The sequence below is a fragment of the Rhodoferax sp. AJA081-3 genome, from assembly GCF_017798165.1.
Classification (GTDB): domain Bacteria; phylum Pseudomonadota; class Gammaproteobacteria; order Burkholderiales; family Burkholderiaceae_C; genus Allorhodoferax.
In genome coordinates this window covers 4,713,485-4,739,385 of record NZ_CP059068.1, presented here as the reverse complement: position 1 = coordinate 4,739,385, position 25,901 = coordinate 4,713,485, and the positions used below count along the sequence as shown (strand labels likewise).

Genomic DNA, 25,901 nt, shown 5'->3' with positions numbered 1-25,901 from the left:
ACCTCCCGCAGCGTAGATGGCCAAGGCATGGGCCACGCGGCCCATCTTACCTGTGTGCTCAGGGCTTCTGCAAGCGCGCAAAGGTCTTGCGGAACTTGGCCACCTTGGGTGCGGCCACCGCCATGCAGTAACCCTGGTGCGGGTTGCGGGCAAAGAAGTCCTGGTGGTAGTCTTCGGCGGGCCAGTAGTTGTCCAGCGCCACCACCTCGGTCACGATGGGGCGGCTGTAGGTGCCGCTGCCCTGCATCTCGGCAATCACGTCCAGGGCCACGGCCTGCTGTTCGGGTGTGGAGAAATAAATGCCGCTGCGGTATTGGGTGCCCGTGTCATTGCCCTGGCGGTTCAGCGTGGTGGGGTCGTGGATCACAAAGAAGATCTCCAGCACCTCACGTGTGCTGATCTGCGCAGGGTCGTAGACCAGCTTGACCACTTCATTGTGGCCGGTGCTGCCGGTGCACACGTCTTCGTAGCTGGGTTGGCGCACATGGCCGTTGCTGTAGCCGGACTCCACATCCACCACACCCTTGACCTGTACGTACACCGCCTCGGTGCACCAGAAGCAGCCGCCGCCCAGGGTGATGGTTTGAAGGCCGCTGTGTGAAGCTGTCATGGGAGTCTCTCCGTTTGCAAAGCCCATTGGTCGGGCACAAGAGGCAAATCTTACGCGTCTGCGGCTGCGATAGCCTGTGGCAGTGGTTTGTCCACACTACCAGGCTTCCAGTCCATCCAATCCTCACCAAAAAGCTCTACCGGATGCGGGGTGCGGTCCGAGCCATTGCCACACAACATGTCGTTTGCCGCACACAACCTGTCGCACCCCCAGCACAGCCGCTGGGGATTGGCGGGATGGATGGGAAATTTCTTCTTCACGCGGGCACACCGGGTATGGGAATGGGTTTGCGGGACTTTGGCATCTGAACAGCGCTCGCCATAGGCGCCAACAGGTCTTGCAGTGACATGCCGTCCAGCACGGCCAGATAACTGGCGGTGGCCTGGTGCAGCAGGCCCTTGAGCTTGCAGCGCTGGCTCAGGCCACATTGGTTTTGCAGCGGATCAAAACACTCCACCATGTTGAAGTCGGTTTCGGTCAGGCGCACCACATCGCCGATGTTGATGTCCTTGGCGTCTTTCAGCAGGCGTATGCCACCGCCCCGTCCGCGGGTGGTCTCCAGCAAGCCCCAGACCCCGAGCTGCTGAACAATCTTGGTCAGGTGGCTGCGGGAAATGGCGTGGCTGTCCGCAATCTCGGTGATGGTGACCGGTTGCGCGCGCTCCTGGTAGGCGGCGCAGTACATCAGCACACGCAGTGTGTAGTCGGTCCATTGGGTCAGGCGCATGGGGTTTTCCGGGGCTTCTTGATTTGAATCATTTTAAATGAATGTTATTGGATACAATAGATTCATTCAATGTGAATCTTTAAAAGGAAACAAGCCATGAATGCACGTCTGGAAACCACCACCCCCCAAACCCTGGCACTCACCGCCGACCAGTCCATTGGGCAAATCGCGGTCCAGCTACCCGGCGCAACAGCCATCTTCCGCCGCCTGAAGCTGGACTTCTGTTGCGGCGGGCAGATCAGCCTGCAACAAGCCACCCAGGACAAAGGCCTGGATGTTGAAGCGGTGATGACCGAACTGCGCAGCTTGCAGCGCCCCCAGGCATTGCCTGCCGTAGCCGACCCCGCAGCGCTGATCGACCACATACTGACCCGCTACCACGATGTGCACCGCAACCAGTTGCCCGAACTCATTCGCATGGCGCGCCGGGTCCAGGCGGTGCACCGCGACAACCCGGATGTCCCCGTGGGCCTGGCCGAACACCTGGAGAACATGGAAGAGGAATTAAACGCCCACATGCTGAAGGAAGAGACCGTTCTATTCCCCGCGCTCAAATCCGGTGGAAGTCCCTTTGTGGGCCAGCCCATTGCCATGATGCGTTCAGAACACGTGGACCATGGCGCCCAGTTGGACAAGCTGATGCAGCTCTGCCACGACGCCACACCACCCGCTGGTGCGTGCAACACCTGGCGCGCTCTCTACGCCGGTATTGCGCAGCTCAATGAGGACCTGATCAACCACATCCACCTGGAGAACAATGTGTTGTTTGCCCAGTTTGAAACACCCCAGGTGGCCGATGCCGGTTGTGGTTCTACCGGCTGTGCTTGCAGCTAGGCTTTTGCGCCCCCCGGCACACATCACCGTATCCGTGGCAAGGCGAGCAACTGCTCCGGCGTGGTGAAGTAGGCCGCGGTGCTGCCAGCACGTGCCCGACCCTGGGCGAGTTCATGCCGGGCCACCGTGCGCAGGTGCACCTCGTCCGGCCCGTCCATCAGGTGCAGCGCGCGACCCCAGGTCCAAAAGTAGGCCAAGGGCGTATCGGGCGACAGACCCATCGCACCAAACACCTGCATGGCACGGTCCACCACGCGTGATTGCAGGCGTGCCGCCACCACCTTGATAGCGGCCACCTGGGCCCGCACGCGGCCGGCATCCGCGCCTTCCTGGTCCAGCATCCACGCGGCCTGCAACACCAGCAGGCGTGCCTGGTCGATCTCGATACGTGATTCGGCAATCCACTCCTGCACATTGGAGTAGTCCGACAAATACTTGCCAAAGGCCTGGCGCTCCAGCGTGCGTTCGGTGGCCAGTTCCAGCGCCAGCTCACACTGGCCTATCGAGCGCATGCAGTGGTGCACACGCCCAGGCCCCAGGCGCGCCTGGGCCATCGCAAAACCGGCGCCCCATTCGCCCAGCAAGTAGTCGGTGGGAACGTGCACATCACGCAGGACAATTTCACAGTGCCCTTCGGGTGACTGGTGGTGCACCACGGAAATATTGCGCAGCACCTGCACACCGGGTGTATCCAGCGGTACCAGCACCATGCTGTGCTGGTGGTGTGCGCTGGCATTGGGCTGGCCATCGGCTTCCATGCCCGCGCCCATCGCATTTCGGCACATCACGATCAACAGTTTGCACTGCGGGTGTGCCACACCGGTGATAAACCATTTGCGGCCATTCAGCACCAGTTGATCCCCGTCCCGGCGCACCGTGGTCTGCAAATTGGTGGGGTCTGAAGAGGCCACATCGGGCTCACTCATGGCAAAGGCCGAACGCATGCGCCCATCCAGCAAAGGCAACAACCACTGCGTACGTTGTGCGGCGTTGGCAAAACGGTGCAGCAGTTCCATGTTGCCGGTGTCGGGCGCGCTGCAATTGAAGACCTCGGCCGCCCAGTGCAAACGCCCCATCACTTCGGCCAGCGGCGCGTAGTCCAGATTGGACAGCCGCGTGCCAGGTTCGTCGTCGGCCAGTGTGGGCAGGAAGAGGTTCCACAATCCTTCGTCACGCGCCAAAGCCTTGAGGTCCTCCAGAAAAGGCGGGGGGTAGACACCCTCTTGCACACTGCGGTGCCAGGCCGCGTTGTAGGGCAGCACAAAACGCTGCATAAAGGTTTCCAGCCGGAGGCGCAGGTCTTGCGCGCGAGGAGAGTGTGCAAAGTCCATGGCGCCATTGTGTATGGGGCGTGCAAGCCAGTCACAACACAGGTGACAGCACCGCGCAGTGCGCTGCAAAATAGTGCTCACGGGGCATCCATGATTTCTCCACATTTGCAGCCCACAATGCGGTCATCGGTCAGCAGGTGCTGGCCACCTACCAGGAGCCACGCCTTGCATCCATTTGCAAACCTATCCGTAGTACGCACCAGCCTGTTCTGCACGCTGGCGTTTGTGTCCAGCCTGGTATGGGCCCAGCCGTCGGGCGCCCCGCCCGCAAAAAGCGGACAGCAGCAACAACAACAGCCACCACAACACCGCGGCCCACCCCAGGAGGCGCTGGACGCCTGCAAAGCCCTGAAGAGCGGACAAGAATGCAGCTTTACATCACCCCGCGGCGCGGTCAAAGGCAGTTGTTTTGCACCCGAGGGTCGGCCCCTGGCCTGCAGACCCAAGGATGCGCCCAGCGGACCACCCGCTGCGCCTAAAAAGTAGGATTTCCGCACGCCGTCGTGCTCCGTTTGCGCATAGTCGCGTTATCCTGACCGCGACGCCCAGGGTCTTCCGGGGCGCCACCAGGAGACTCCCATGCTGCGTCTACTTGCATTGGCCACCGCCGCCCTGTGCACCACCCCGTTGATTGCGGGTAGTGCGTCGTACAACGCGAGCAATGGCGAATTGTTCATCACCGACATTGGATTGGTGGGCAAGACGGTGCGCTACCGCGATGTACGCATCAACGTGCGAGCCATGCCCGTGGTTTTGCTGGGCGATGCGCGGGCCAACACCTTCAATTTTGACGAAGCCACGGCCGTGCTGCACCTGCCCAATGTGGTGTACCAGGGCCGGGCCTATTCCGGGGTGCGTGTGGAAGGGCTGCAGTTTGATGTGCTGGGCGCAGGCGCCAGTTACGAGGCCGCGACCGTCGCGTTTCCGGGTGCGGCCAGCTTTGGGGCGCAGGCCACGGGTGGACGTGGCGGGCGGGTCATCACCGTGACCAACCTCAATGCCAATGGCCCCGGCTCGTTACAGGCCGCGCTGGACGAGGTAGGCCCGCGCACCGTGGTGTTTGCCGTCAGCGGCCTGATTGATGCGGCCGTCCACCTGACGCGCGGCGATGTCACCATTGCGGGGCAAACCTCACCCGGTGGCATCACCCTGCGGCAATTGCACACCACCGAGGAGCCGTTCTGCGACCAGCAGATTGATTGTGCCGCCACCTCCCGCAAGGCCGACAACTGGATACTGCGGCATGTGCGCTTGCGGCCCGACGCGCGGCACGATGACGGCCTGCGCCTGCGCTACACACGCCGCGCCATCGTCGACCATGTCTCCATTGGTGGTGCAACCGACGAAGCCGTGGAGATTTCCTATGCCCAGGACATCACGGTGCAAAACACCATCATTGCCGAGACTGTTGGCGACCATGCAGACCGTGGGGGCGTGCTGATCAACTACAGCAATCCCGCACAGGGTTATGAGTTGACGCGTCTGGCCCTTCACAACAATGTGTTCAACCGCATTTTGGGTCGCTACCCCGAGTTCTCTCGCGAGAGCGCCGCCGCGGCCAATACGGTGATGGACGTGGAGTTATCCAACAACCTGTACTGGGACATGGGCTACTTTGTGGACATCAACAACACCACGGTATCGGCCTCCGACAGCGGCCAGCCCATTTATTACCGCTTGAACTTTGCACACAACTACGCTTTTGGCCGCAACGCTGCGCAGCCTGAGCCCATGCGTTTTGGCATGGTGCACCTGGCCACTCCGCAGGGCGCGCAGCCCCGCACCACCACCTGGTTCAGCGGCAACCAGATGAACCTGTATCCCCAGTACAGCGACTACGGCTTGATGTACTGCTGCAACGACTACCCCGACACGCCCCGCAGCAACACAGCACCGGTCTACGCCGTGGCACAGCGGCACGACTTCCCTGGCATGGGTTATGCCCGTGCGGCCGATTTGCCGGCCCTGGGTGTGTTGACAGCGGGGGCATTTCCCCGCGACCCCATGGACAAACGCCTGATGCAGGCTGTGGAGCGGCGCGAGATTACGTTGGCATCGCGCAGCGTGAACCCCGCGGGTGATGGCAGTGCCCTGCCCTGGGCCAACGGTGCCCAGCCCCCCGCAGTGCCGCTGGACAGCGATGGCGACGGCATGCCCGACACCTGGGAGACCGCCAACGGCCTGAACCCCCAGGTGCAGGACCACAACGGCACGCAGCTTGCCATGCCCTTGCTGGGCATGCCGGGTTATACCAATCTGGAAGTGTATTTACACCTGCTGTCTGAACAGCGCCTGCGCGAGGGCGACGGCCGATAAACCGCTGTACGGGGCTTCAAGCCACGTAGGCCAGCACGGTATAGAAGTGACAGATGCTGCCACCCAGCACAAACAGGTGCCATAGGCCATGCCCGTGGCGTATGCGGCTGTCGGCCACATAGAAGTAAATGCCCGCGGTGTAGAACACACCGCCCGCGGCCAGCCACATAAAACCGCTGGGTGTCAGCGCCGTCCACAGCGGCACCACGGCCACCAGGGCCAGCCAACCCATTAACAAATAGATGACCAGCGACAACACCCGCGCACCCTTGGCAAACCAGATTTCCTGGACGATACCCACCAGGGCCAACGCCCAAATGCCACCCAGCAGGGACCAGCCCAAGACCCCGCGCAGCGACACCAGCGCAAACGGCGTGTAGCTGCCTGCAATTAACAAATAGATGGAGCAGTGGTCACACTTTTGCAGCACCGCCTTGGCGCGCCCGCGCACGCTGTGGTACAGGGTGCTGAACACGTACAGGGTCACCAGCATGGTGCCGTAGATGCTGAAACTGATGATCTTCCAGGGGTCGCCCTGCTGGGCCGCCATGGTGACCAGCAGGGCGGCGCCCGCCACGGCCAGGCTGGCACCCACCAGGTGGCTGATGCTGTTGAATCGTTCGCCGTGGTACATCGCGGTCAGCCCGGTATGAACAGCAGGGACATCATCAGCGGGCTTGGCGGGTCAGTGCAGATTATTTTTGGCATCATGTGTGCTGTATTTTCGTCTGTCACGCGTTTTCGTGCTTTCATCGCACGCATCTTGTCGTCTGTCGCCTCGGCCTTGACCCGCCGTGGGCCTTACGGTACACTAATAACCAATCAGTCAGTAACTCCATGTCTTCATCCTGCCCCATTGAACAGATCGTTGCCACCGTACGCGCCAAGCGCGAGCGGCGCAAGGACGCGCGCCCGGGCGAACTGCTGGCCGCGGCGCTGGACCTGTTTGTGGAGAAGGGTTTTGTCGGCACCCGTGCAGAAGAAGTGGCCAAGCGTGCAGGGGTATCCAAGGGCACGCTGTTCCTGTATTTCTCCAGCAAAGAAGAATTGTTCAAGGCCGTGGTGCGCGAGAACATCTCCGGGCGCTTTGGCGTATGGAACGAAGAGTTCAACAACTACCAGGGCAGCAGTGCCGACATGCTGCGTTACTGCGTCAAGGCCTGGTGGGAACACATTGGTGCCACCAAGGCCGCGGGCATCATCAAACTGATGATGAGCGAGGCCGGCAACTTCCCGGAACTGGCCGCCTTTTACAACGCCGAGGTCATACAACCCGGCCACGAACTGTTGCAACGGATATTGCAGCGGGGTGTGGACCGGGGCGAGTTCCGCGCCATCGACGAGAAGTACGGTGTGTACACCGTGCTGGCCCCCATGCTGTTCCTAGCCACCTGGAAAAACTGTTGGGGTGCCTGCCATGAAGCGGGTATGCAGATTGATCCCGAACAGTACATGGCCGTGCAGGTTGAAACCATCCTCTACGGCCTCAGCACCCGCACCGCGGCCGATGCGCCGCCCGTCCAGGCAGCGGCTTGCGCCAAGTAAAATTGCCGCAACCCGCCAACCTACGCCCTGGAGAACCACAACATGAACATCGAACAAGCCCGCTTCAACATGATCGAGCAGCAGATTCGCCCCTGGCATGTGTCAAATTCGGCCGTGCTGGGGCTGCTGTCCACCGTCAAGCGTGAAGATTTTGTACCCGCCGCACACAAGGGCCTGGCCTTTGCCGATCTGGAAATCCCACTGATGGGATCGGGCGAAGAAGCCCTGGCAAAAGGCCAGTGCATGCTGCCCCCCCGCCTGGACGCCCGGATGCTGCAAGACTTGGCGGTACGCCCCACCGACACCGTGCTCGAAATCGGCGCTGGCTCTGGTTACATGGCGGCCTTGCTGGCCAGCATGGCCCAGCGTGTCATCTCCGTTGAAATCAATGCCGATCTGGCCGCGCTGGCGCGCACCAATCTGCGCAACGCCGGCATTCAAAACGTGGAAGTGCGCCAGGCCGATGGCGCAAAAATGGGCGCCGTGGATGGCAGCTTTGACGTGATCGTGATGAGCGGTTCGGTGACCGAGGTGCCCCACAACCTGCTTGGCCTGCTCAAGGTGGGCGGCCGCCTGGGCGCCATCGTGGGTGAAGAGCCCATCATGCGCGCTACCGTTGTCACCCGCACCGGCGACTCCACCTTCAGCACCGTCACGGGATGGGACACGTTGGCCCCCCGTTTGCTCAATTTCCCCGAGCCCTCGCGTTTCAAGCTCTAAGCCCCAAGGCCCTCACCACATGATTGCGCAAGTCCGCCCCAAAGATCTGGCCCAGTGGCTGCGCGATGCACGCGCCCATGGCGAACCCATGGTGCTGGACGTGCGCGAGCCCCATGAGCTGCAAACCGCCAGCGTCACGGCGGACGGATTCACGCTGCGGGCCATTCCCATGGGAACCATCCCGCCGCGGCTGGCCGAGCTGGACCCGCAACAGCCCATCGCCTGCCTGTGCCACCACGGTGCGCGCAGCCAGCAGGTGGCCAACTTTTTGCACAGCCATGGGTTTGAGCATGTGGTCAATATCGCAGGGGGCATACATGCCTGGTCTGACGAGCTCGACCCCAGCATTGCCCGCTATTGATTTTTTGAGAGCCTGAGAACCACCACTATGTCCCTATCCGTTTTCGCACCCAAATTTCGCCTGATCCCTTTGATGCTGGCCCTGGGCAGCGCCCTGCCACTGAGCGCACAAGCTCAGAGCCTGGTGGACCTGTACAACGCCGCAAAGGGGTATGACGCGACCTACCAGGCCGCCAAGTCGCAATTGGACGCGACCCAGGCCAAGGCAGAGCAGGCCAAAGCCGCCATCCTGCCCGCAGCCGGTCTGGCCATATCGGGCACGAGCACCAACCAGGAAGTGCAACCCACCCCGGCACGCAACTACGCCACCCAGACGGCTACCGTCAGTGCGTCCCAGCCGCTGTACCGCCCCGCCAATTGGGCAACCTACGCCCAGGGCAAAAAGTCTTTAGACCAGGCCAAAGCCCAGTGGGAACAGGCCGACCAGGACCTGATCGTGCGGGTCAGCCAGGCCTATTTTGATGTGCTGGCATCCACCGACAACCTCGCCTTTGTCAAAAGTCAGAAAACTGCGGTCGGTGAACAACTGGCTTCTGCCAAACGCAATTTTGAAGTGGGTACCTCCACCATCACCGACTCCCGTGAAGCCCAGGCGCGTTTTGACCTGGTGACGGCACAGGAGCTGGCTGCCGAAAACGACTTGCTGGTCAAGTCCCTGGCTCTGAAACAGCTGGTGGGCCAGCAAAACGCCCAACCCAAACCGCTGAAGGCCCCCGTGGTGCTGGCCCCCGTGGTGCCGGCAGATGTCAACCAGTGGGTGGACCAGTCACAAGCCAAACACCCCGCCATCCAGCTCGCCGATGTGGGCCTGGAAGTGGCCCGCCTGGAAACCCAGAAGGCCCAGGCCGGCCACAAGCCGACCCTCGACCTGGTGGGCAGCTATACGGCCGTCAACAACAATGGCTCGTCCGGATCGCCTGCCGACAGCCGCGTCAACGTCGCCACCGTGGGGCTCAACTTCAATCTGCCCCTGTTTGCCGGCTTCTCGACACAAAACCGCATCAAGGAAACCCTGGCGCTAGAAGAAAAAGCCCGTGCCGACCTGGACAACGCCAAACGCAGCGTGGCCCAAGCCACACGCACGGCTTACTTCGGCATGTTGTCCGGCCAGGCCCAGGTGCAGGCTCTGCAGGCCGCCGAAGCCTCCAGCCAAAGCGCGCTGGAAGCCAACCAACTGGGCTACCAGGTGGGTGTGCGTATCAACATCGATGTGCTGAATGCCCAAAGCCAGCTGTTTGACACCAAGGCCAAGCTGGCCAAGGCCCGTTACGACGTGCTGGTGGGTGGGCTCAAGCTGCGCCAGGCCAGTGGCACGCTGACGGCCGACGACCTGCAAGCCATCAATAACCAATTGGCCCAATAGCCCCCACGCTTGTCGCTACGCGTACTGCGCTGCCCCCCGAGGGGGTGAAGCCTTGCCTGGGGCGGCCCGGCGCTGCGGCTTAGCCCAATAACTGCTGCACGGCCAGCGCGGTGCGCTGTGCGGCGCCACCGTGTTCCTGGCCCAGCGCGCGGCCGGCGGCCTGGGCTTGGTGCAAATCGGGTGTGGATTGCACCAAGGCCAGTGCCTTGGCTACTGCGCGGGCCATATCGGGCCTGGCAAACGCCGCACCTGCCTCCACCGCCAGCTCGGCCGCCTGTGCAAAGTTGAAGGTGTGTGGCCCCATGACCACCGGGCAGCCACAGGCCGTAGCCTCAATCAGGTTGTGCCCGCCCAGTGGCGCAAAGCTGCCGCCCAGCAGGGCGACATCCGATAACGCGTAGTACAGCGCCATTTCACCCATGGAGTCGCCCAGCCAGATGTCGGCGGGCTCTGGCCCATCGGTCCACTGGCTGCGGCGCGACACGGTGAACCCCTCGGCCTCACACAAAGCCGCAATGGCGTCAAAACGCTGCGGATGGCGGGGAACCAGCATCCACTGCACTTTCTGATTTGCTATATGTTTAGTAGCAACACTATCATTAACGACGGGGGCTACAGGCCGATTTCTCTTAAGGACTTGGAGAAAAAGGCTCTCTTCACCATCCCGCGTATTGGCAAACACCAGCACCGGCTGGACCTGCGCACGGCGCCAGGCCTGGCCTTGGGCCAACTGCGCGGCGTCGGGCACGGCGTCAAACTTGAAATTGCCCAGCACACCCTGCACCGGCGCACCCAGCGCGGCCAGCCGTGCGGCGTCGGGCGCGGCCTGCGCCCATACGGCGCGCAGGCCGGCGTAGGCGGGGCGCGCCAACCAGGCCAGGCGCAAGGACTGTTTGAGTGACTTCTCACTCATGCGGGCATTGACCAGGCACAACGGCACATGGCGTGCCTGGCAGGCGGCCACCATATTCGGCCAGACCTCGGTCTCTACCAACAGGCCCACAAGGGGCTTGAAATGGTCCAGAAAGCGTTTGGCGGCTGCTGGGGTGTCCCACGGCTGCCAGACCTGCACATCGCCCGCCTGCAGCAGCGTCTGCCCCTGCACACGGCCCGTGGACGTGCCGTGGGTCAACAGCAGGCGCATGCCGGGCAAGGCCGTACGCAGCGCGGTGATCAGCTCTGCAGCGGCCCGGGTTTCACCCAGCGACACGGCGTGCACCCACACAAAATACTGCCCCTCAGCCAGCGGGGTTACCAGTGCCGGGTACACACCAAAACGCTCTTCGACGTGCTGGCCATACGCAGGCTCCTGCACCGCGCGGCGGCGCAGCTTGGCGCGCACGACCGGTTGCAGCAGCCACATCAACAGGGAGTACAGGGCACGCACCAGCATCACTAGCGGCACAACACGGGCGTGTCCAGGCTGTCCCAGGCCTGCCAGACGGCGCCTACATCGGGGCAGGGACTGGCGTAGACGCTGACCTGGGGCGAGGCCTTGGGCTCGGCAGCGGGGGGGCCGGTGCGCCAGGCGGTGTCAAAGTTGTAGATCTGCACATGGGGCAGACCCAGCGCCACGGCGATATGGCTCAGGCCACTGTCTACGCCGATGACACCGGCACATTGCGCCATGGTGTCGGTCAATGCGTCCAGCCCCAGGGTCGGCCAGACCCAGGCGTCGTCTAGCTCGGCAGCAATTGCGTCGCTGGTGGCTTTTTCGACGGCATTGCCATGCGGCAGGGCGACGGCAAAACCGCTGTGGTTCAGGCGCTGGCCCAGTTCAACCCAGGAGGCTACGGGCCATTGTTTGTCCGCGCGCGACGTGCCATGCACCAGGGCCACACAGGCCTTGCGTGGCACAAAAGAATTACCGGGGCCGCCAGTCGGGTCCCACGGCAGGGCCACGTGTTCACCCGGCTTCAAACCAAAGTGCGCCGGGCCTTCCACCGTATAGCCCAGCGCCTGTGCACACAGCAGGCGCGCGCGATCTACCGCATGCACATGCGGCTCCAGGCGAATGGCCACATCGGCCACCCAGCGGGTCGGCGCCTCGTAACCCGAGCCCTCGGTCTGGTTGGCCATGGCGATGCGCCGACCGTCTGGTGTGGTGCGTGCCAGCCAGGCCACCAGTGCGGATTTGCTCAGCCCCTGCAGGTCAATCACGGCGTCGTAGCGTTCGGCCTGCAGGCGGTGTTTAAAAGCCCGCCATTCGGCCCGTGTCTTTTGCGCAAAGGGTGTCTTGCGCCATTTGCGCAGTTCGCAGGGTATGACTTTTTGCACACCCTCACAGCGCGTCACCAGGGGCGCAAAGGCCCGCTCCACCACCCAGTCGATTTCCGCGTTGGGGAAAGCACGCCGCATGTCCTGTACCGCCGGCATGGCATGCACCACGTCGCCCAGCGAGGACAACTTGACCACAAGTATCTTTCCCCCAGGCTCCCCCGCTCCCTGCGGGTCGACACCCAGTGGAAGAGCTTGCGCGGGCGCCCGGCGTTCGGTCAATGCGCGGCCTCGGCAAAACTGGCGTCGGGCTTGACCGAGCGCAGCAGTTGCAGCATGTCGTCCTGAATGCGGTGCAGTGCTTCGGGCGTGTGGCCCTCAAAGCGCAACACCAGTACCGGCGTGGTGTTGGACGCGCGGATCAGGCCAAAACCATCGGGCCAGTCCACCCGTACGCCATCAATGGTGTTGATGGTTGCCGGCGCAGCAAACGATGCCTTCGCCACCAGTTGATTCACCAGCGCGTGGGGCTCGCCTTCTTTGCACTGCACGTTGAGTTCAGGCGTCGAAAAGCTGGTGGGCAGGTCATTGAGCATCACACCCGCATCGGCCACGCGGCTGACAATCTCCAGCAGACGGGCGCCGGCGTAGGTGCCGTCGTCAAAACCGTACCAGCGTTCCTTGAAGAAGATGTGGCCGCTCATCTCGCCACCCAGCGGCGAATCGATCTCGCGCATCTTGGCCTTGATCAGCGAATGGCCGGTCTTGAACATCAGCGGCTTGCCACCCGCAGCGGTGATGGCCGGCGCCAGGCGCTGCGAACACTTCACGTCGTAGACGATGTTGCCGCCGGGCACGCGGCTCAGCACGTCGCGGGCGAACAGCATCATCTGGCGGTCGGGGAAGATATTGGTGCCGTCCTTGGTGACGATGCCCAGGCGGTCGCCATCACCGTCAAAGGCCAGACCGAGTTCGGCGTCGCCCGCCTGGAGCGCGGCGATCAGGTCTTTCAGATTTTCGGGTTTGCTGGGGTCCGGGTGGTGGTTGGGGAAAGTGCCATCGACCTCGCTGAACAGCTCGGTCACCTCGCAGCCAATCGCGCGCAGGATGGCTGGGGCGGAAGCACCGGCCACGCCATTGCCACAGTCGACGACGATCTTGATCGGTCGGGCCAGCTTGATGTCGCCGACGATGCGGCTGCTATAGGCCTCCAGCACATCAGCCGTCTGCCGCGCACCGCCGGCCTTGAGCACCCAGGTCTCGGTCTCCATCAGCTTGCGCAGGTTTTGGATGTCGTCGCCATAGATGGCGCGGCCTGCCAGCACCATCTTGAAACCGTTGTAGTCCTTGGGGTTGTGGCTGCCGGTGACCTGGATGCCGCTGGCACACAGCGTGCTGGCCGCGAAGTACAGCATGGGCGTGGTGACCATGCCCACGTCGATGACGGTGATGCCGGCATCCTGCAGGCCGGCCATCAACGCATTTGCCAAACCAGGGCCGCTCAAACGGCCATCACGCCCCACCGCCACCGTGGTCTGCCCTTCAGCCAGTGCCACCGTGCCAAAGGCCCGGCCCAGGCCGCGGGCGATGTCTTCGTTGATGGTGGTCGGCACAATGCCGCGGATGTCATAGGCTTTGAAGATGCTGGGTGCGAGGTTCATGGTGCGGTTCTTTTCCCTGTGCGAGTGGTCTTTGGCAAGGGAGGAATGCTAGCGCCTTGCCTGAGCGGGGGATTGTAGGTGTGCGGACGCTACGAAACCCCGCAAAGTGCAGTGCTCCGACTTTGCTATATAAACAATAGCTAACCAATCATATTTCACGGGGGCTAGAGGCCAAAATCAATGGCAATGATTCCGCCACCGCCCCGGCACCCTCACCCCAGAGGGCGAATCCCCAGAATTGCGGCCGATTGGGCCATGCGGCTCAGCCGTTCATTCATGCGCACAACTTCCTGTTGGTGGACCTCTTCTATGACCTGCAAATGCGCGTCCAACGTGTCCGCGTCGCGGTCATCGGCGAAAACGATGCCGTGTTCCCCAAAGTGCGATGTCGCACGGCGTGCTTCGACCAGGTGACAGATGGCGTTGGCGGCTTGGATCCAGCGTTCGCGACCGGCATAAAAATCACTTTGGGCAGAAAGATGCAAGTTGACCGTGGTGACCAGGCTGGATCGGTGTTCCTGTTGCAACGCTTCCGGCATCCCGGACATCGTCTCCACCAGCGCAGAGGTGGCCCCCAAAACGACCTGCTGGAAGGTCGCTTTGTGTGCCTTCGTCAACGCGGACAGCTGCTCCAATGTCTGCAGAGACATCTGTGTTCCGGCTGCGGTGCACAACCTGTCCTGGGAAAGCACAACGTCGAGCTGCAACGCGGCCTGCGCCTGGTTGTAGGCCTGCGCAGCCTGAACGTTGATGGCCAAAAAGCGCTTCGCAACTTCGATGAACTCTGCTTCTGAGAGATGCATGTGAGGATCAATGCTCCCGTGACGGAATCAACGTCTAGTCAACGCGCCGGCCCCAAAAACCTCCACGCTCGGCATACGCCACGGCAAGGCCAAACACGGCATGGACCACCAGGCTGGGCACGACGGTGGGCAACCCCAGATTCCAGGGCAACATATCAGCAAAATAGATGGGCAAGGCCAGCGCGTTGATCACGACGTAGTACGCCACACCGTAGGCTGCGCCCATCAACAGCGCCACTGCATAACTGCGAACACCGGCCAGCGCCCAGACCAGCGGCACGGCCGATATCCACCCCAAAACCATGTGCTGGGCAAACAGCAGCGCGGGCCCGGGGTTGGTGCTGTACAGCTCGGCAAACTTGGGCCCGTAGTGGCCCACACGCATGCCGGTCACGCGAAAGGCAAAACCAAACGGCACCATGGCCAGCGCGGCAAAACTGCCCGTGGTGACTGATTTGATGACGAGGGCGCGGAGTTGCATGCTGTGGGGTGGCCAAGGTTGGAACGTGGCCCGCAATATAGCCCACACAACCCCCTTCCAGCCACGTGTCCGAAAATGGCTACTCTGCAGCGCCCTGCTGCGTATCATTCCCAGCATGCAAGCCACCAGCCCATCCCCCAACAGCCCCGTCTCCATGGACGATGCAGACGCCTGTTACCTGGCGCTGAAGGCGCGGGATGCGCGGTTTGATGGCCGCTTCTTTACGGCGGTCAGCTCCACCGGCGTTTACTGCCGCCCGGTGTGCCGGGTGCGCACGCCCAAGCGGGAGAACTGCCGCTTCTTTGCCCTGGCGGCCCAGGCCGAATCGGCAGGTTACCGCCCTTGTCTGCGCTGCCGGCCCGAGCTGGCCCCGGGAGCCACGCCGCTCAATGGTGCGGCGCTGGGCAGCCTGCAAAACTGGTCCACCCAAGACGCATCCGCCATCCTGGCGCAGCAGGCCGCGCGCCTGCTGGACGAGCCCGCGCTGTGGAGCGATGGCACACCCAGCATGGCCGATCTGGCCACCCGCCTGGGCGTGAGTGAACGCCATGTGCGCCGCATTTTTGAAACGCATTGGGGCGTGTCACCCTTGCAGTACCTGCAGACCCGCCGCCTGCTGATGGCCAAGCGGCTGTTGACCGATACCCAACTGCCGGTGACACAGGTCGCAACCCTCAGCGGTTTTGGCAGCCTGCGCCGCTTCAACGCGAGTTTTGTCGAACACTACCGCCTGCAACCCCGCCAGCTGCGCAAGGACCGCGAACCGGAGGACGGCGCCACCGCGCCCAACACCAGCGGCTTTGTGCTCAAAAGCGCGTACCGCCCACCCTACGACGTGGCTGCCATGCTGGGCTTTTTTGCCACGCGCCAGATTGCCGGCATGGAGCAGGTTGACGTGCAGCGGCTGACACTGGCGCGCACCCTGTCACTGACCGTGGGCAAGCAGACTTACATTGGCTGGGTGCAGGCGCGTTTTGAGCCCGAGCGGTGCACGGTGGTGTTTGACATCTGCAACAGCCTGGGTGACGCCCTGCCCCAGGTGCTGGCACGGCTGCGTGCTCTGCTAGACCTGGACGCCGAGCCCGCTGCCATCAATGCCTGCATGGCGGATGCCTTTGCCGGTGCTGAGGGCCTGCGCGTGCCGGGCTGTCTGGATGGTTTTGAGCTGGGCGTACGCGCCATCCTGGGCCAGCAGATCACGGTGCAGGCTGCCCGCACACTGGGCGCGCGCCTGGTGGAGCGCTGGGGTGGCGAGCTGCCCAAGGGACCGCCAGGTGTCAACCGTTTGTTCCCCACACCCCAGGTACTAGTACAGGCCTCGGGCGAGGCGCTGGGGCAGATGGGCATAGTCCGCCAACGCCAGGCTGCCATCCAGGCGCTGGCACAGGCGGTCATCAATGGGCATGTGGTGTTGCAACCGGGGGTGGACATTCCCGCCACCCTGGCCGCGCTGCAGGCCCTACCCGGCATTGGGCCCTGGACGGCCAACTACATTGCCATGCGGGCGCTGCGCTGGCCCGATGCCTTTGTGGCCGGCGACGTGGCGCTGCAAAGCGCCTTGGGCGTGCGCAACGCGTCCAACCCGCAGCAGGCAGCCGAGGCAGCTTCGCAGCGCTGGAAACCCTGGCGCAGTTACGCGGTGGTGCGCGCCTGGGCCAGTCTGGCCAAGCCGCCTGAGGCCATCACCACCACCTGATTGCTATATATTTGATAGCTTTATAACCATATTTCACGCGAGCTAGAGGCCCATTTTTTCATGAAACAACTCCGTACAACCGTTCGCTGTGCACTGACCAGCCCCTGGGGCGCCATGACCCTGGTCGCCCATGAGGATGCCCTGGTCTGGGTCGGCTTTGATGGCCAGAAACACGCGCCTGACACCAGCAAGTGGACTGTATCTACCACCCACCCGGTGTTGCGTATGGCAGCCGACGAGCTGCAGCAGTACTTTGCGGGTGAACGCAGCCAGTTTGATGTGCCGGTGGACCTGGGCCGCGGCACACCGTTCCAGCAACGTGTGTGGACCGCCTTGCAAGGTATTGAACCTGGTGCGACCACCAGTTATGGCGCCATCAGCCAATCGATTGGCAACCCGAATGCCGTACGGGCCGTGGGTGGCGCCGTGGGGCGCAACCCCATCAGCATCATCGTGCCCTGCCACCGTGTGGTGGGCGCCAACGGGGCTATGACCGGTTATGCCGGTGGCCTGCCGCGCAAAGTGGCGCTGCTGCAACTGGAAAGCCGCCTGTGAGCACCGTTGCATCCGCCACTCCTGCCAAGAAAGCCTGGCTGCTCGATTTTGTGTTGCTGGCAGCCATCTGGGGTGCGTCGTTCCTCTTCATTCGCATGGGTGCCAAAGAGCTGGGCGTGTTCGCCACGGCCGGCCTGCGGGTGGCGATTGCCGCACTCTTCTTGCTGCCCATTGTGTTTTTGCGCGGCCACGGGGCCAGCCTACGCCAGCACTGGAAACTGAGTTTTGCCGTGGGCATTCTGAACTCGGCCATTCCCTTTGCCTGCTTCAGCTTTGCGCTGCTGTCCATCACCACGGGCCTATCGTCCATCCTGAACGCGACCACGCCGCTGTTTGGCGCCGTCATCGCCTGGCTGTGGCTCAAGGACCGGCCCACCGGCTCCCGTGCCGTGGGTCTGCTGATTGGTTTTGCCGGTGTGGCCCTGCTGGCCTGGGACAAGGCCAGCTTCAAGCCCGATGCCAGCGGCAACGCCACGGGCTGGGCCGTGCTGGCCTGCCTGCTGGCCACGCTGTGTTACGGCATTGCGGCCAGTTTTACCAAGCGGTATATGTCGGGCCTGCCCTCGCTGGTGTCGGCCACCGGCAGCCAGTTGGGTGCCGCCATTGGTCTGGTGCCGCTGGCCTGGTGGTACTGGCCCACACAGGCTGTGTCATTGAACGCCTGGCTGGCCGTGGTGGCACTGGGGGTCTTGTGCACCGGTGTGGCCTACATCCTGTACTTTCGCCTGATCGAGCGGGCCGGGCCGGCACGGGCGTTGTCCGTCACCTTTGGCATCCCGGTGTTTGCGCTGCTGTATGGCGTGGTGCTGCTGGGCGAAGAGGTCACGTCGTGGATGCTGGTCTGCGGTGTGGTCATCGTCATTGGCACCAGCTTGTCGACCGGGCTGGTGCGCTTTAGTCGCAAATAATTTACTGCAGGGCACCCGCCACCACATTGATGCTCAGCGCCAGCACCAGCATGTTGAACGCAAAGGCGGCCAGGCTGTGCAACAGCGTCAGGCGGCGCATGTGGCGTGCAGTGACCACCACGTCCGACACCTGGGACGTCATGCCCACCACGTGGGCGAAGTACAAAAAGTCAAAATAATCCGGCGCCTGTTTGCCGGGGAATTGCAGCCCCGCCCCGGCAGCATGGCCGCGCGACTCACATTGGTAGTACAGGTGGGCATAGTGGAAGGCAAAAACGGTCTGCATCAGCAACCACGACGCGGCCAGGGCCAACATGGACAACGCCAGGTGCGCCGCGCGTTGCGCAGTGGCCAGGTCTTTGACATGCTGCAGCATCAACGCGATGGCGCCAGCACTGATAAAAACCGACAGCAGCAACAGGCCCGACAGGATCCGATGGGATTGGTCTTGTGCCAGCGCCCGGGCACGGGTGCGCTGGGCATCGAACCGCACGGCCAGCCACCAGGACAGGGCCAAAAACGTGCCACTGCCCGCGCACCAGGCCAGCAATACCTGGGTGGACCAGGCGGTGGGCAGGGGCAGCAAGGCCACCCCGGCGCCCACCAAAGCCCCATAAACCAGGCGCTGGTGGCCCGTGGTCTCCGAAAAATGACCGTGCATGGTGCGTTGTCTCGCTTGATTTTGGTGCAAACTTGGGTCTATCGCAGTGTGGGGCGGCGATCCCCGAATCCACGCAGGCTGAACCTCAAAGGTATTGCACATGCGCATCTCTATGGGACTAGCTTACCTGACGCTGCTGGCGCCATTGGTGTGTTGGGCCGACACCGGTGCCGCCACACGCTGGCTGGACGATGAGTTCAAGCCCTCCACCCTGACACGCGAGCAGCAAGAGCAAGAGCTGCAGTGGTTCATCCAGGCGTCCGCCCAGCTCAAACGCCAGGGCATCAAGACCATACGTGTGGTGTCTGAAAAGATCGACACCCACGAATACGAATCGCGCACGCTGGCCAAGGCCTTCGGAGAGATCACCGGCATCACCGTGCAACACGACATCATTCCCGAAGGGGACCTGGTGGACAAGCTGTACGCGGCCATCAAAAGCGGCAAGTCAGACTACGACGGCTGGATTTCCGACTCCGACCTGATTGGCACCCACTACCGGTATGGCTCGGTGGTGCCACTGTCGGACTTCATGCTGGGCGCGGGCAAGGAATACACCAACCCGGGTCTGGACCTGGCGGACTTTATCGGCAGGTCGTTCACCACCGCGCCCGACGGCAAGATCTACCAGTTGCCCGACCAGCAGTTTGCCAACCTGTACTGGTTTCGCGCGGACTGGTTTGCGCGCAGCGACCTGAAGGACCGCTTCCGCACCAAATACGGCTACGAGCTGGGTGTGCCGCTGAACTGGTCCGCCTACGAAGACATTGCCAACTTCTTCAGCAACGATGTCAAGGAGCTGGATGGCAAAAAGGTGTTTGGCCACATGGACTATGGCAAACGCGACCCATCCCTGGGCTGGCGTTTTACCGATGCCTGGCTGTCCATGGCCGGTGCGGCCGACAAGGGCATCCCCAACGGCCTGCCGGTGGACGAATGGGGCATACGGGTGGCTACCGACCAGTGCACGCCAGTGGGCGCATCGGTAGAGCGCGGTGGCGCCACCAACTCCCCCGCCGCCGTTTTTGCCCTGACCAAGTATGTGCAGTGGCTCAAACAATACGCGCCGCCCGAGGCCGTCAACATGACGTTTACCGACGCCGGGCCCGTGCCCGCGCAGGGGCAGATTGCGCAGCAAATTTTTTGGTACACGGCATTCACCGCATCGGCCACGCAAGCCGGTTCGGCCGCCGTCAACAAAGATGGCAGCCCCAAGTGGCGCATGGCACCTTCACCGCATGGCCCCTACTGGAAGACCGGCATGCAAAACGGCTACCAGGACGTGGGGGCGTGGACGTTTTTGAAATCCACACCGGTCCCACAGATGACCGCGGCCTGGCTGTATGCGCAGTTTGTGACCTCCAAAACCGTGTCGCTGCGCAAGTCCATCGTCGGGCTGACCTTTATCCGCGAGTCCGACATCAAACACGACTACTTCACCCGCAACGCCAGCCGCTACGGTGGCCTGGTGGAGTTCTACCGCAGCCCCGCCCGTGTGGCCTGGACACCCACCGGCACCAATGTGCCCGACTACCCCCGCATCGCCCGCCTGTGGTGGGCCAATGTGGCCACCGCCATCAGTGGAGAGAAGACCCCTCAAGCCGCCATGGACAGCCTGGCCATGGCCATGGACCAGGTGCTGGCCGATCTGCAAAACACAGGCATGCAGCATTGCACGCCCAAGCTCAATGCCAAACGGGATATATCGAAGCGGTTGTCCAACAAAGGCGCGCCCTGGCAAAAGCTGGCCGACGAAAAACCCAAGGGCGAGACCATTGCCTATGAACGCCTGCTGCAGGCCTGGAAAGAGGGCCGCGTGCAATGACACGGCAAAACCTCTCTGAGCGCACGCTGGCGCGCACCCACCTGGCGCTGCTGCTGTTTGCGCTGGCCACCACGCTCACGATTGCTGGCCAGACCTGGTGGGCCATTGCGCAGGACAAACAACAAACCCTGGCCTCGGAAACCAACAACGGCCTGGTGGCGGTGCGCCTGCTAGAGGAACACGCCAGCCAGACCCTGCAAGACGCCGTGCACACCCTGGACCGGGTGGCCCGTGCCGTGCGCGCCAGTGACCAGTACGAATCGCCCGGTTTGATCCGCGGCATCGTGGCCAGCCACGACATCGGGCACAGCCGCCACCTCAAAGCCCTGCAATACGTCACGCCCCAGGGCCTGAGCTGGATCAGCTCACCCGACTACCCCACACACCAGACCGAGGCTTCGCAGCGCAGCCACATCCAGTACCTGCTCAAGAACGCCGCCGACGACGAACCCGTGGTGGGCCACCCCTATGCCAGCGCCTACGACAGCCAATGGGTCATACCCGTGGCCCGCACCCTGTACGACCAGCGCGGCCTGCCGGCGGGGGTGGTCAGTGTGGACATACGGCTGGCCTACTTCGGCACGCTGTACTCCCGAGTGGCCAAGGAAAACAAGGCCAGCGTGACCCTGCTATCCAACCAGGGCTTCATCCTTGCACGTTCACCCTTTGAGGCCCGGTATGTGGACCGCGATGTCACCGATTCCCCCCTGCTGGATACCCTGCGCTCCGCTGCGCTGGAGGGGTCGTTCAACGACGAAACGTTTCTGGATGACGATGACGGCCCCAAGCTGTACACCTACCGCAGGCTGGCCGGCTTTCCCGTGACCATGGTGTATGCGCGGGACTATGAAAACGTGCTCGCCTCCTGGGAGAACCGCACCTACGAGCGCCTGCTGCTGGCCTTGTTCAGCATTGCACTGGTCGCAGCGCTGACCTACACGCTGCGCGTGTACATCAAACGCCTGCAACACACCCAGGTTTCGCTGCGCGAGAGCGAGGCCAAGTTTTTTGGCCTGTTCCGCCAGTCGCCGGTGCCACACACCCTGGTGCGTAACCTGGACGGGCAGTTTGTCGAGGCCAACGATGCCTGGCTGGCCCAGTACGGCTACCAGTTGCAAGACGTCATAGGGCGCAGCGCACGCGAACTGGGCATCTGGGTCAACCCGGAGCAACGCGAAAAACTGGTGGCGGCCCTGGTGCCCAACGGTACGGTGGACCGGTTTGAAGTGGAACACCGGCACCGCGATGGCCACACCATCACATGCCAGATGTCGGGCCGCAGCTTCCTGGCGGGTAGCGAAAAACTGGTTCTGTTTACCGTGGTCGACGTCACCCGCCAGCGCGAGGTCGAACGTGAAATCCGCAGTATGAACCTGGAGCTGGAGCTGCGGGTGCAGGCACGCACCGAAAAGCTGGAAATAGCGAACAACGAGCTCAGCGTGGCGCTGGCCTCGGTGCGGGCCATGCAGACCGAGTTGGTTCGCTCCGAAAAACTGGCCGCACTGGGCTCTTTGGTGGCCGGTGTGGCCCACGAGCTCAACACCCCCATTGGCAACAGCGTGACCGTGGGCAGCACCTTGCAGTACCAAGTGGCTGACCTGGCCCAGGCGTTCGAGAAAGGTGAGCTACGCAGATCCACGCTGCAGTATTTTCTGGAAAACGCCCAGCGCGGCACCGATATCCTGATGCGGGCCCTGACCCGCGCCAGCGAACTGATCCGCAGCTTCAAACGGGTGGCGGTCGACCAGTCCAGCGACCAGCGCCGCGTCTTCGACCTGCAAACCACACTGCGCGAGGTGTGCCTGACGCTGGAGCCCATGTACAAGAACACCCCCTTCACACTGACCTTGGCACTGCCGGATCGGGTGGAGATGGACAGCTTTCCCGGTGCGCTGGGGCAACTGGTTACCAACTTTGTCAGCAACGCGCTGCAGCATGGTTTTGAGGGACGCGAGCGCGGGCAGATGCATGTGCGCGCGGTGGCGTCTGGCGCCGACCGGGTGACGCTGCAGTTCAGCGACGATGGCATAGGCATGACGGAGGACACACGCAACCGGGTGTTCGACCCCTTTTTCACCACCAAGCTGGGGCAAGGTGGATCGGGTCTGGGCATGAACATCGTCTACAACATCGTGCACGATGTGCTAGGTGGCAGCATTGAGATTGCGTCCAGCCCTGATGCGGGCACACTGATCACCGTGCACTTGCCACGGTGTGCGCCACAGTCGGCTACTGGCGAATCACGTCCGCTCCCGCTGGTGGCTTGAACGCAAAAGCTGCGGGCTCCAGCGCCACATTGGCCTTGAAGGCGCTAAAGCGCAGGCTGGACTTCTGGCCAAAACTGTCGACGATTTCCAGCACGGCCAGCTCACCGGCCTTGAAGCCCACACGCACGGTCTGCAAGGCGCTGTCCTTGACTTTGGGCGTGGCCAGCACCCACTCCAGGCCTTCGCTATCGGCATCGGCCTTGAGCGCAAAGTCGGCCTGCAAGGCTTTTAGATCAGCGGCCGAAGCGATGAGTGCGGCGGGTGTTGAGCCCAGTGCCTGGGCTTGCGGGCGCGACGTCACCTGGTTCAGGTCCACGTCATACAGCCACAGGGTCTGGCCGTCGGCCACTATGGTTTGTTCAAACGGCTTTTTGTAGACAAAACGGAAACGCCCGGGGCGGGAGAACTCGAAAACACCGCTGGAGGTCTTGGTGCGTGCGGCCTGGCCCTCTTTGGCGGGTACCGTCACCACCTGGGTGAAGTCGGTGCGAGCTGTCTTCACCGTCTTGACGAAGGCTTCCAAGCCATCTAGGCCTGTAGCCCCCGCGGATGCTACATAAGCAGCTATAAAAAACGTAGCAATTTGTTTCATGGTTTACTCAGTTGTCGGCAGCACGCATGGGCTCTGCACCGGTGTGTGATCCACAAAAACTCATTCGGTTCGCGCGGGGACCAAAATATCCCGCTGGCCGTTGGTACTCATGGAGCTGACCAGGCCGGCCTTTTCCATGTCTTCCACCAGCCGGGCCGCGCGGTTGTAGCCAATTTTCAGGTGGCGTTGCACCAGCGAGATGCTGGCCTTGCGGTTCTTCAGCACCACTTCCACGGCCTGGTCGTACATGGGGTCTTTCTCGCCGCTGGGGCCACCGTCTGCACCGGGTTCGCCTTCACCATCCACGGTGCCGCCTTCCAGCACACCTTCGATGTAGTTTGGTTCACCCTGGCTCTTGAGGTAGCTAACCACGCGGTGCACCTCTTCGTCGCTGACAAAGGCGCCGTGCACACGGATAGGAAAGCCCGTGCCGCTGGCCATGTACAACATGTCGCCCATGCCCAGCAGGGCTTCGGCGCCCATCTGGTCCAGGATGGTGCGGCTGTCGATCTTGGAGCCGACCGAGAAGGCTATACGGGTCGGGATATTGGCCTTGATCAGGCCGGTAATCACGTCCACGCTGGGGCGCTGCGTGGCCAAGATCAAATGGATGCCGGCGGCACGCGCCTTTTGCGCCAGGCGGGCGATCAGCTCTTCAATCTTCTTGCCGACCACCATCATCAGATCGGCCAGCTCGTCGATAACCACCACGATGTGCGGCAGGCGCTCCAGCGGCTCGGGGGACTCGGGCGTCAGGCTGAACGGGTTGTAGATGAATTCACCACGCGCCTTGGCCTCATCCATCTTGTTGTTGTAACCGGCCAGGTTCCGCACGCCCATTTTGCTCAGCAACTTGTAGCGGCGCTCCATCTCGGCCACGCACCAGGTCAGGCCATGGGCGGCCTGTTTCATGTCGGTCACCACGGGGGCGAGCAGGTGCGGAATACCTTCGTAGACCGACATTTCCAGCATCTTGGGGTCGATCATCAGCAGGCGCACATCGCGTGCCTCGGCCTTGTACAGCAGGCTCAAAATCATCGCGTTGATACCCACCGACTTTCCCGAGCCCGTGGTACCGGCCACCAGCACGTGGGGCATCTTGGCCAGGTCGGCGACGATGGGGTTGCCCACAATGTCTTTGCCCAGGCCCATCGTCAGCATGGATTTGCTGTCGTTGTAGACCTGCGAGCCCAAAATTTCCGACAGGCGAATCGACTGGCGCTTGGCGTTGGGCAATTCCAGCGCCATGTAGTTCTTGCCGGGAATCGTCTCGACCACGCGGATGGAGATCAGGCTCAGGCTGCGCGCCAGGTCCTTGGCCAGCCCCACGATCTGCGAGCCCTTGACGCCGGTGGCGGGTTCGATCTCGTAACGGGTGATCACCGGGCCGGGTTGGGCCAGCACCACGCGCACTTCCACGCCGAAGTCCTTCAGCTTTTTCTCGATCATGCGGCTGGTCATTTCAAGCGTCTCGGGCGCTACGGTCTCCTGGCGCAGTTGTGCGCCATCGAGCAGATCCACCTGCGGCAGCTTGCTGTCCGGCATTTCAGTAAACAGGGGTTTCTGGCGCTCTTTGGCGACACGCTCACTGCGTGGCGGGTCGATGATGATGGGCTCCATGATGACCATGGGCTGCGGGTGGTGCACCACCGTTTCTTCACGCTCTTCCATCAAAATCTCTTCGCGCTCACGCATGGCTTGTTGGCCCAGCACACGGTCCTCGGCCCGTTCGCGCGACTGTTTGCGGGACTGGACCAGGCCATCGAGCCGGGCACCGATGCGCTCGGCGACGTGCATCCACGAAAATCCAAACACCAGAGCAGATCCAATCACGCCCAAAGCGATGGAAACAAGGCCCGAACCGGAGAAACCCAGCCACTTAACACTTAGAGGGCCCAGCAGGTAGCCCAAGGCGCCACCCGCATGGTCTGGCAAACGGGACTCCAGGCTGTACAAACGGGCCCATTCCAGCGAGGTGCTGGCGTACAGCAGCAGCGCCAGGCCCATCCAGAACACAAAGCGCCGGGGGACTGCAGGGCTGGCCACATCACCCCGCAGGCGGTTGGCCAGCAAGGCCAGCCACAGGCGAATGCCCACCGCCACACACCACCAGGCAGAATAACCCAGCAGGAAATAACTGGCATCGGCCAGCCAGGCACCCAGGCGCCCAACCTTGTTGGCAATCGGCAGACCGGTGCCCGATGTGGACCAGGCCGCGTCTTGCGGGGAATACGTCAGCAATGCCGTGAGCCACAGGACCAGAAAAACAAAACCACCGATCAACGCAATTTCATTGGCGAAGCGGCCCATGCCGGTGGGTGCTGGCGCGCGCTGGGGTGCAGGGGAATGGAGGGTATGGAGAGAATAGGTCATGTAAAAAAAAGCGGGCAGTCGGGGCTAGCTTAACGCACGCCAGCGTCCAGGCGCAG

The 25,901-nt window shown here is 62.6% G+C and carries 25 protein-coding genes; 12 read left to right on the top strand and 13 right to left on the bottom strand.

The annotated features are described in order from the left end of the window. Positions 1 to 58: 58 nt before the first annotated feature. From msrA to HZ993_RS22205, 3 genes are read right to left on the bottom strand one after another with little or no spacing between them, the layout of a single operon-like run. The gene (msrA, locus tag HZ993_RS22215) at positions 59 to 610 is read right to left on the bottom strand and encodes a peptide-methionine (S)-S-oxide reductase MsrA (protein ID WP_209394877.1); all 552 of its coding nucleotides are present in this window, start codon (positions 608 to 610) and stop codon (positions 59 to 61) included. A gap of 50 nt (positions 611 to 660) precedes the next feature. Beyond that, the gene (locus HZ993_RS22210) at positions 661 to 870 is read right to left on the bottom strand and encodes a DUF3079 domain-containing protein (RefSeq protein ID WP_209394876.1); all 210 of its coding nucleotides are present in this window, start codon (positions 868 to 870) and stop codon (positions 661 to 663) included. Further along, positions 867 to 1,337, bottom strand: coding sequence for an Rrf2 family transcriptional regulator (locus HZ993_RS22205; RefSeq protein ID WP_209394875.1), 471 nt, complete (start codon positions 1,335 to 1,337; stop codon positions 867 to 869). The genes HZ993_RS22210 and HZ993_RS22205 overlap by 4 nt, the downstream gene beginning before the upstream one ends. A 96-nt stretch (positions 1,338 to 1,433) precedes the next feature. On the opposite strand from HZ993_RS22205, the gene ytfE reads away from it, so the two are divergent. After that, positions 1,434 to 2,171 (top strand): iron-sulfur cluster repair protein YtfE, encoded by a 738-nt coding sequence (ytfE, locus tag HZ993_RS22200; protein ID WP_209394874.1) that lies wholly within the window; start codon positions 1,434 to 1,436, stop codon positions 2,169 to 2,171. A 23-nt stretch (positions 2,172 to 2,194) separates the two neighbouring features. On the opposite strand, the gene HZ993_RS22195 is transcribed toward ytfE, so the two are convergent. Continuing rightward, a complete protein-coding gene (locus HZ993_RS22195; RefSeq protein WP_209394873.1) occupies positions 2,195 to 3,502 on the bottom strand; it encodes an acyl-CoA dehydrogenase family protein in 1,308 nt (435 codons plus the stop codon). 165 nt (positions 3,503 to 3,667) lie between these two features. Here HZ993_RS22195 and HZ993_RS22190 point away from each other — a divergent pair, with 165 nt between their 5' ends. Further along, positions 3,668 to 3,988 carry a hypothetical protein gene (locus HZ993_RS22190; protein ID WP_209394872.1) on the top strand — a complete coding sequence of 107 codons (321 nt, stop codon included), beginning with the start codon at positions 3,668 to 3,670 and terminating at the stop codon, positions 3,986 to 3,988. Between the two features lie 93 nt (positions 3,989 to 4,081). Then, positions 4,082 to 5,818 carry a hypothetical protein gene (locus HZ993_RS22185; RefSeq protein ID WP_209394871.1) on the top strand — a complete coding sequence of 579 codons (1,737 nt, stop codon included), beginning with the start codon at positions 4,082 to 4,084 and terminating at the stop codon, positions 5,816 to 5,818. A gap of 16 nt (positions 5,819 to 5,834) precedes the next feature. Here the strand turns inward: HZ993_RS22185 and HZ993_RS22180 are convergent, their stop codons facing one another. Further along, on the bottom strand, positions 5,835 to 6,452 hold the full coding sequence (locus HZ993_RS22180) for a hemolysin III family protein (RefSeq protein WP_209394870.1): 618 nt from the start codon (positions 6,450 to 6,452) through the stop codon (positions 5,835 to 5,837). A 203-nt stretch (positions 6,453 to 6,655) separates the two neighbouring features. Here HZ993_RS22180 and HZ993_RS22175 point away from each other — a divergent pair, with 203 nt between their 5' ends. From HZ993_RS22175 to HZ993_RS22160, 4 genes are read left to right on the top strand one after another with little or no spacing between them, the layout of a single operon-like run. Further along, entirely contained in the window at positions 6,656 to 7,363 is a 708-nt protein-coding gene (locus HZ993_RS22175; protein WP_209394869.1) for a TetR/AcrR family transcriptional regulator, read from the top strand. Positions 7,364 to 7,405: 42 nt separating this feature from the next. Beyond that, positions 7,406 to 8,083 carry a protein-L-isoaspartate O-methyltransferase gene (locus tag HZ993_RS22170; protein WP_209394868.1) on the top strand — a complete coding sequence of 226 codons (678 nt, stop codon included), beginning with the start codon at positions 7,406 to 7,408 and terminating at the stop codon, positions 8,081 to 8,083. 19 nt (positions 8,084 to 8,102) lie between these two features. Then, positions 8,103 to 8,444, top strand: coding sequence for a rhodanese-like domain-containing protein (locus HZ993_RS22165; RefSeq protein WP_209394867.1), 342 nt, complete (start codon positions 8,103 to 8,105; stop codon positions 8,442 to 8,444). Between the two features lie 27 nt (positions 8,445 to 8,471). Then, complete coding sequence (locus HZ993_RS22160) at positions 8,472 to 9,806, top strand: TolC family outer membrane protein (protein WP_209394866.1); 1,335 nt, start codon at positions 8,472 to 8,474, stop codon at positions 9,804 to 9,806. 79 nt (positions 9,807 to 9,885) lie between these two features. On the opposite strand, the gene HZ993_RS22155 is transcribed toward HZ993_RS22160, so the two are convergent. From HZ993_RS22155 to HZ993_RS22135, 5 genes are all read right to left on the bottom strand, one after another. Beyond that, positions 9,886 to 11,202: a 3-deoxy-D-manno-octulosonic acid transferase gene (locus HZ993_RS22155; RefSeq protein WP_245214017.1), complete on the bottom strand. Its 1,317-nt coding sequence runs from the start codon at positions 11,200 to 11,202 to the stop codon at positions 9,886 to 9,888. Continuing rightward, on the bottom strand, positions 11,202 to 12,221 hold the full coding sequence (gene waaC, locus HZ993_RS22150; protein ID WP_245213723.1) for a lipopolysaccharide heptosyltransferase I: 1,020 nt from the start codon (positions 12,219 to 12,221) through the stop codon (positions 11,202 to 11,204). The genes HZ993_RS22155 and waaC overlap by 1 nt, the downstream gene beginning before the upstream one ends. A gap of 80 nt (positions 12,222 to 12,301) precedes the next feature. Next, positions 12,302 to 13,684: a phosphomannomutase/phosphoglucomutase gene (locus HZ993_RS22145; RefSeq protein WP_209394865.1), complete on the bottom strand. Its 1,383-nt coding sequence runs from the start codon at positions 13,682 to 13,684 to the stop codon at positions 12,302 to 12,304. 212 nt (positions 13,685 to 13,896) lie between these two features. Continuing rightward, positions 13,897 to 14,487: a hypothetical protein gene (locus HZ993_RS22140; RefSeq protein ID WP_209394864.1), complete on the bottom strand. Its 591-nt coding sequence runs from the start codon at positions 14,485 to 14,487 to the stop codon at positions 13,897 to 13,899. A gap of 34 nt (positions 14,488 to 14,521) precedes the next feature. After that, positions 14,522 to 14,968 carry a hypothetical protein gene (locus HZ993_RS22135; RefSeq protein WP_209394863.1) on the bottom strand — a complete coding sequence of 149 codons (447 nt, stop codon included), beginning with the start codon at positions 14,966 to 14,968 and terminating at the stop codon, positions 14,522 to 14,524. Between the two features lie 115 nt (positions 14,969 to 15,083). Here HZ993_RS22135 and HZ993_RS22130 point away from each other — a divergent pair, with 115 nt between their 5' ends. From HZ993_RS22130 to HZ993_RS22120, 3 genes are read left to right on the top strand one after another with little or no spacing between them, the layout of a single operon-like run. Further along, positions 15,084 to 16,664: a DNA-3-methyladenine glycosylase 2 family protein gene (locus HZ993_RS22130; RefSeq protein ID WP_209394862.1), complete on the top strand. Its 1,581-nt coding sequence runs from the start codon at positions 15,084 to 15,086 to the stop codon at positions 16,662 to 16,664. A gap of 60 nt (positions 16,665 to 16,724) precedes the next feature. Next, on the top strand, positions 16,725 to 17,219 hold the full coding sequence (locus HZ993_RS22125) for a methylated-DNA--[protein]-cysteine S-methyltransferase (RefSeq protein ID WP_209394861.1): 495 nt from the start codon (positions 16,725 to 16,727) through the stop codon (positions 17,217 to 17,219). Then, complete coding sequence (locus tag HZ993_RS22120) at positions 17,216 to 18,127, top strand: DMT family transporter (RefSeq protein ID WP_245213722.1); 912 nt, start codon at positions 17,216 to 17,218, stop codon at positions 18,125 to 18,127. The genes HZ993_RS22125 and HZ993_RS22120 overlap by 4 nt, the downstream gene beginning before the upstream one ends. Before the next feature lies 1 nt (position 18,128). Here the strand turns inward: HZ993_RS22120 and HZ993_RS22115 are convergent, their stop codons facing one another. Continuing rightward, complete coding sequence (locus tag HZ993_RS22115; RefSeq protein ID WP_209394860.1) at positions 18,129 to 18,788, bottom strand: DUF1345 domain-containing protein; 660 nt, start codon at positions 18,786 to 18,788, stop codon at positions 18,129 to 18,131. A 100-nt stretch (positions 18,789 to 18,888) separates the two neighbouring features. On the opposite strand from HZ993_RS22115, the gene HZ993_RS22110 reads away from it, so the two are divergent. Then, entirely contained in the window at positions 18,889 to 20,613 is a 1,725-nt protein-coding gene (locus HZ993_RS22110) for an ABC transporter substrate-binding protein (RefSeq protein WP_209394859.1), read from the top strand. Next, positions 20,610 to 22,880, top strand: coding sequence for an ATP-binding protein (locus HZ993_RS22105; RefSeq protein WP_209394858.1), 2,271 nt, complete (start codon positions 20,610 to 20,612; stop codon positions 22,878 to 22,880). Before HZ993_RS22110 ends, HZ993_RS22105 begins: the two co-directional genes overlap by 4 nt. On the opposite strand, the gene lolA is transcribed toward HZ993_RS22105, so the two are convergent. Both lolA and HZ993_RS22095 read right to left on the bottom strand, forming a co-directional pair. Continuing rightward, complete coding sequence (lolA, locus tag HZ993_RS22100; RefSeq protein ID WP_209394857.1) at positions 22,843 to 23,472, bottom strand: outer membrane lipoprotein chaperone LolA; 630 nt, start codon at positions 23,470 to 23,472, stop codon at positions 22,843 to 22,845. The genes HZ993_RS22105 and lolA overlap by 38 nt on opposite strands. A 60-nt stretch (positions 23,473 to 23,532) precedes the next feature. Next, on the bottom strand, positions 23,533 to 25,845 hold the full coding sequence (locus HZ993_RS22095; protein WP_209394856.1) for a DNA translocase FtsK: 2,313 nt from the start codon (positions 25,843 to 25,845) through the stop codon (positions 23,533 to 23,535). Between the last annotated feature and the right edge of the window lie 56 nt (positions 25,846 to 25,901).